This is a genomic window from Nocardiopsis chromatogenes YIM 90109, assembly GCF_000341185.1.
GTDB lineage: Bacteria > Actinomycetota > Actinomycetes > Streptosporangiales > Streptosporangiaceae > Nocardiopsis_A > Nocardiopsis_A chromatogenes.
Genome location: NZ_ANBH01000079.1, coordinates 1 through 6,423, shown reverse-complemented (window position 1 = coordinate 6,423; position 6,423 = coordinate 1). Strand labels below are relative to the sequence as shown.

The window sequence follows — 6,423 nt, the reverse complement described above, 5'->3', positions numbered from 1 at the left end:
GGGGCGGCCGGGCGGCGATCCCACCGCACAGGATCACCGCCCCCTCCCCGCGCGCCCGTTGTGCCCGATACGCCCCACACCGGCGGCTCCTCCGCGATGATCTCGACAAGGGTGCTGTCATTCCGGCGGTGGTTTCTAGTGTTCAAGGCCGACATCCCCGAGATCAACGCGGGAGAGGGCGCACCGGCCCGGCGGACGCCACGAGCGCGGACGACCACCCGCCCACCCCACCGCGCCACCCACCCCGACCACAAGGAACCCGCCGGACGGCAGGAAGGGCCCGGGAACCGCCCCGCTCACCCCGTCGCCGCCCAACACGGTGACCGCCCGCACGCCCGGCACCCGACAGCGCTGCAGGAAGGGGCCGCCGACCTGTCCTCGTCGCCGCTTTCTTCCTTGCGCTCCGATGGCCCGCCACCCGGCCGAAGCCCGCGAGCGGGGCACCAGCCCAGCCGCCGCCCACCCGAACCACAAGGAACCCGCCGCCCGGCAAGCAGGGCCCGGGAACCGCCCCGCTCATGCCGTCGCCGCCCCTCCAGCGACCATGTCCACGCCCGACGGCCGACAACGCTGCAGGTCGGGGCGCCGCCTCTTGTCGTCGCCGCCTCTCCGTCCGGCCACCGCTGCCCCGCCGCTCGGACGGGGACCGCGGGTGGGGGACCTGCTCTGTCGCCCCTCCCCGGACCCCGCGGGGCGGCGGGGGCAGCGGGACCGACGGGACCAGCGGCGCGGAATCGGCCGAAGCCTCCCCTCAGTCCTCGTCGTCGCCCTCCAGGTCCCCCTCAAGGCGGAGGTAGGTCTCCCTCAGGCGGTCCAGGACCTCCTTGTCGGGCTCGGCCCACAGACCCCGGTCGGCCGCTTCGAGCAGGCGCTCGGAGATGCCCCGCAGCGCCCACGGGTTCGACCCCTCCAGGAATTCGCTGTTCTCCGGGTCGAACACGTAGGTCTCGGCCAGCGTCCGGTACATCCAGTCGTCCACCACACCGGCCGTGGCGTCGTAGCCGAACAGGTAGTCCACCGTCGCCGCCAGCTCGAACGCGCCCTTGTACCCGTGGCGGCGCATCGCGGCGATCCACCGCGGGTTGACCACGCGCGCCCGGAACACCCGGCGGGTCTCCTCCCCCAGGGTGCGGGTCTTGACCTGCTCCGGAACCGCCGAGTCGCCGATGTAGGCGGCCGGGGACTCGCCGGTCAGGCGGCGCACCATCGCCACCATGCCGCCGTGGTACTGGAAGTAGTCGTCGGAGTCGACGATGTCGTGCTCGCGGGTGTCCTGGTTCTTGGCCGCCACCGAGATGCGGCGGAAGGCGGCCTCCATGTCGGTGCGGGCCTCGGCGCCGTCCAGGCCGCGGCCGTAGGCGTAGCCGCCCCACACCGCGTACACCTCGGCCAGGTCGGCGTCGTCGCGCCAGTTCCGGGCGTCGATCAGCGGGAGCAGGCCCGCGCCGTAGGCGCCCGGCTTGGAGCCGAAGATGCGGGTGGTGGCGCGGCGCCAGTCGCCGTGCTCGGCGTGGTCGGCGGCCGCATGGGCACGGCAGAAGTTGGACTCGGCGGGCTCCTCCAGCGCCGCCACGGCCGCGATCGCGTCATCCACCAACCCGATGACGTGCGGGAACGCGTCCCGGAAGAAGCCGGACACGCGCAGGGTCACATCGATGCGGGGGCGGCCCAGCTCCTCCAGCGGCACCACCTCGAACCCGGTGACGCGGCGGGAGGCGTCGTCCCACACCGGACGGCACCCCAGCAGTGCCAGCACCTCGGCGATGTCGTCGCCCTGGGTGCGCATGGCGGCGGTGCCCCACACGGTGATCCCCACCGAGCGCGGGTAGTCGCCGGTGTCGGCCAGGTGCCGCGCCACCAGCGAGTCGGCCAGGGCCTGGCCCACCTCCCAGGAGTTGCGCGACGGGATCGCCTTGGGGTCGACCGAGTAGAAGTTGCGGCCGGTCGGCAGCACGTTGACCAGCCCGCGCGTGGGCGACCCGGACGGCCCGGCGGGGATGTGCCCGCCGTCCAGGGCGTGCAGCACGGCGTCGATCTCGGCGCCGGTGGCGTCCAGGCGGGGCACCACCTCCTCGGCTGCGAACTCCAGCACCCGCACCATGTCGGCGACCGCCTCGGAGGCACCGGCGTCCGCGGCCGCACCATCGGCCGCACCATCGGCGGCACCCCCCTCGGCGGCCGCACCGCCGAGCACCGCGGCGACGGCGTTCCCCGCCCTCTCGGGCGCCCAGCCGTCCTCCTCCATCCGCTCGACCATGCCCCGGGCCAGCGCCTCGATCAGGTCCACGGCATCGGATGCGGTGCGGGCGGGCCCCTCGGCCAGGGCGGTCAGTTCCCCGGGGACCTCCACCCGGGCCCCCGGCTCGGCCAGCAGCTCCTTCTCGTCGAGCCCGAAGCGGCGGGACAGGGCCGCGCGCAGCCCCGGCAGCGCACCCGCGCGGCCGCCCCACACCTGGGTGGCGCGCAGCACCGCGAGCACCAGGTTGACCCGGGACTCGCCCTGCGGGGCGGCGCCCAGGATGTGCAGGCCGTCGCGGATCTGCACGTCCTTGATCTCGCAGAGGTAGCCGTCGACGTGCATGACGAAGTCGTCGAAGTCGTCCTCGCCCGGCATCTCCTCCTGGTGGAGGTCGTGGTGCAGCTCGGCGCTCTTGATCAGGGTCCAGATCTGGGCGCGCACCGTCGGCGCCTTGTCCGGGTCGAGCTCACTGACCATGGCGTACTCGTCGAGGAGCTGCTCCAGCTTGGCGATGTCGCCGTAGGTGTCGGCGCGCGCCATGGGCGGCACCAGGTGGTCGACCACGGTGGCGTGGCCGCGCCGCTTGGCCTGGGTGCCCTCCCCCGGGTCGTTGACGATGAACGGGTAGACCAGCGGCAGGTTGCCCAGCACCGCGTCGGGCGCGTCCTCGGCCGCCATGCCCAGGCCCTTGCCGGGCAGCCACTCCAGGGTGCCGTGCTTGCCCAGGTGCACCACGGCGTGGGCGCCGAAGCCGCCGTCCGAGGGGGCGGCCTCCATCCACCGGTAGGCGGCCAGGTAGTGGTGCGAGGGCGGCAGGTCGGGGTCGTGGTAGATGGCGATCGGGTTCTCGCCGAAGCCCCGCGGCGGCTGGATCATCAGGACGACGTTGCCGAAGCGCAGCGAGGCCAGCACGATCTCGGGGCGGCCGCGGGAGTCGTCGACGTACAGCTCACCGGGCGGGTCGCCCCAGTGGCCGCGGACCGCCTCGCGCAGCGCCTCCGGCTGGGCCTCGAACCAGCGGCGGTAGTCGTCCAGGGGCACGCGCACCTCGGCGGCGGCGAGCTGCTCCTCGCTCAGCCACTCCACGTCGTGCCCGCCCGCGGCGATGAGGGCGTGGATGAGCGGGTCGCCGTCGTCCTCGCGGCGCCCCTCCTCGGGGGCGGGCACCCGCCACAGCGCGTCGTCGGCGCCCAGGTCGTACCCGCGCTCGGCGAGCAGCCGGAACAGGCGCACCGCGGAGGCGGGGGTGTCCAGGCCGACGGCGTTGCCGACCCGGGAGTGCTTGGTGGGGTAGGAGGAGAGCACCACCGCCAGGCGGCGGTCGGCGTGCGGGACCGAGCGCAGCCGGGCGTGGGCCACGGCGGTCCCGGCGATGCGGGCGGCCCGCTCGGGGTCGGCGCGGTAGACGGCGATGCCCGCCTCGCCGACCTCCTTGAAGGAGAACGGGACGGTGATCAGGCGGCCGTCGAACTCGGGGATGGCGACCTGCATGCCCGCGTCCATGGGGGTGAGCGCGGCGTCGGAGGCCTGCCACTGCTCGCGGGTGGAGGTCAGCACCAGGCCCTGCAGCACCGGCACGTCGAGGGCGGCGAGGGCCCCGGCGTTCCAGGCGTCCTCGTCGCCGCCGCCGCTGGCGTCGGCGGCCACCGCTCCCCCGGCGGCCAGCACCGTGGTGACCACCGCGTCGGCGCGGCCCAGCAGGGCGAACAGGCCGGGAGTGTTGTCGGCGTCCAGGCCGCGCAGGGAGCCGGAGTAGACGGGCAGGGGGTGGCCCCCCGCGTCCTCGACCGCGCGGCACAGGGTGTCCACGAACCCGGTGTTGCCCGCCAGCTCGTGCGCCCGGTAGAAGACCACGGCGACGGTGGGGCGGCCCGGCTCGGGGGCGGGGTCGTCCTCGTCCCGCCAGGGCAGCCGGTGCACCCCGTACTCGGGCATCTTCTCCGGCGGGGCGAACCCGTCGCCGGTGAGGAGCACGGTGTCGGACAGGAACCGGGCGAGCTCGCGGAGGTTGCCCACGCCGCCCTCGGCCAGGTAGGCGTGGGCCTCGGTGGCCACGCCGGAGGCGACCGTGGACAGGGCGATCATCTCCGCGTCGGGGGCGGCCTCCCCGCCGAGGGCGACCAGCGGGACGCCGCTCGCGCGCAGCGCCTCCAGCCCCTCCTTCCATGCCTCGCTGCCGCCGAGCAGGCGCACCACCGCGACGTCGGCGCCGTCGAGCAGTGCGGGGACCTCGGATGCGGGGGTGCGCGCCGGGTTGGCGGTCCGGTAGCCCGCCTCCGCGGCGCGCGCGGCGAGGAGTTCGGTGTCCGCGGTGGACAGCAGCAGGATCGTTGCCACGCGTGGCCCTTCGTGTCGAGCCGGGGTCCGCGCCCCGGTACCGAGCGGTCTTCGGGCGCCGCGGAGTCTCCTGGCTCGGGCTTCGACGCCCGGCCCCGTGCCTTCCCGCCGGCGGACCGGCAGTGGCCTGCGTCGGGGCGGGCTCCTCCCTCACAGTTGCGGGACAGCCACGGCTTCGCACCCCGCTCGGGCGGGGGTCCGTGTTCCTCAGCGGCGCAGCCCCATCTTCGCAGAAGCGGCGGGACCGGGCCCGGCCAGGGTTGTACGCCCCGGTAAGGACTCAGGTTTTGCAACAATCGGTGCATGACCCAATACCCCCAGCCCCCCATGGGCCCAGGCGACCCGTACGGCAGGCCGGCCGATCAGGCCTACGGGGCGCAGCAGCCCTACCCCGGAGAGGGGTTCCCCCAGGCCCACGGCGAGATCGTCCCGGCGGGCACAGGCGGGTGGGACGCCCTCCCGCAGCAGGCCTCGGCCGAGCCGGTCCTCACCTCGATCGGGGACATCTCCGTCACACAGAGCGAGGTGATCACCCCCTCGGGCCGGTTCCCCATCCAGGGGGCGGTGTGGACCGTGACCGACATGAGCCACGTGGAGGAGAAGCTGTCCTCCACCGGGCTCGTGCTGACCATCGGCTCCATCGTGCTGTTCGTCTGGTTCTGCGGGCTGGGCCTGCTGGGCCTGTTCTTCCTGACGATGAAGGAGAAGGTGACGACCGGCAACATCCAGGTGTCGGTGTCCAACGGCAGGGCGCAGTACGCGACCGTGATCCCGGCGCGTCGGCCGGAGACCATGTACCAGGTCACCCAGCAGGTGAACTATGTCCGGTCGCTGTCGGCGATGTAGGCGGCGGTGAGGCCCGCTGTGCCGCCCCGCAGCGGGGCGGCACGGCCGTACGGCCGTAGGCCCGGAGCGGCCCACGCTCGGGGCGGGCCGCTCCGGAACCGCGCGCTCAGCGGCGCTGGACGGCGGCGTCGGTGCTGGTGAGGCGGTCGATGACGGTCTCACGCACGAAGGGCGCCAGGGGACGGCCCTCGGCGGCCTCCTCCAGGGCGGCGAACTCCTCGTCGGAGAAGGCAACGCTGAGGGTGTTCCCGGCGCCGCGCACTTGGGACAGGCCGAGCATCCGCCGGTGGACGCGTTCCAGGGCCTCGGCGGGCAGGGGGCCGTAGCAGGCCTCCAGGCGGCCGAGCCAGTCGCGCATCTCGCTCCAGCGGGCGTAGCGCCCGGCGATGACGTACAGGTAGGACTCCACGGTCCGCCCGCGCGCTGCGCGCCGCAGCTCGGCGTGGGTCATCGGGTCGAGGTCGAGGACGACCCGGTGCTCCGGCGCGGGGGCGGCCGGGCCGGGAGAAGAGGCGAGAGCGGCGGGCTCCGAGGGGTCCGAGGGGTCCGAGGCCCCTGCGGGCCCGGTGGACGCCACGGCCCCGGTGGGCCCGGCAGGGCCTTCGGACCCGACGCGGTGGGGGGCTTCACCGGACCCGGCGGCGACCGGCACGGCACCGCCGTCCAGGTCGTCGTGCTCCGGGGGCTGTTCCCCGTTCCGCTCCTGCTTGTGGACTGTCGCATGGTCGGCGCTCATGGGGACCTCCGTGGTCACGGGCCGAGGGAACCTCCGGACGCGCGTCCGGAGGGCGTGGCGGCCGCATTCCCTCGAGGGCCGTGTCCGCGAAGCACATGAGTCGTACTGGCCCGTGTCCCCGGTCCGCCACCGGTCGCCCCCACGTTAGAGCGGGACGGCGACGGCCGCCACCCGTCGTCCACAGGCCGCACCCGGGTCGGCCCCGTGCCCGGAAGCCGTACGCGAAACGGCATCGGGCGACACGGGAACGGACGGCGCGGGCGGA

The 6,423-nt window shown here is 74.6% G+C and carries 3 protein-coding genes and 1 riboswitch; of the genes, 1 reads left to right on the top strand and 2 read right to left on the bottom strand.

Translation table 11 applies throughout. From position 1 onward, the window contains the following. Positions 1-751: 751 nt before the first annotated feature. The gene (gene cobN, locus D476_RS0108195) at positions 752-4,576 is read right to left on the bottom strand and encodes a cobaltochelatase subunit CobN (RefSeq protein ID WP_017623462.1); all 3,825 of its coding nucleotides are present in this window, start codon (positions 4,574-4,576) and stop codon (positions 752-754) included. A 64-nt stretch (positions 4,577-4,640) separates the two neighbouring features. After that, positions 4,641-4,784: riboswitch (cobalamin riboswitch) on the bottom strand. A gap of 95 nt (positions 4,785-4,879) precedes the next feature. Here cobN and D476_RS0108190 point away from each other — a divergent pair. Beyond that, entirely contained in the window at positions 4,880-5,422 is a 543-nt protein-coding gene (locus D476_RS0108190) for a hypothetical protein (RefSeq protein WP_026123344.1), read from the top strand. Positions 5,423-5,528: 106 nt separating this feature from the next. On the opposite strand, the gene D476_RS38835 is transcribed toward D476_RS0108190, so the two are convergent. Then, complete coding sequence (locus D476_RS38835; RefSeq protein WP_017623460.1) at positions 5,529-6,158, bottom strand: hypothetical protein; 630 nt, start codon at positions 6,156-6,158, stop codon at positions 5,529-5,531. Positions 6,159-6,423 lie beyond the last annotated feature (265 nt).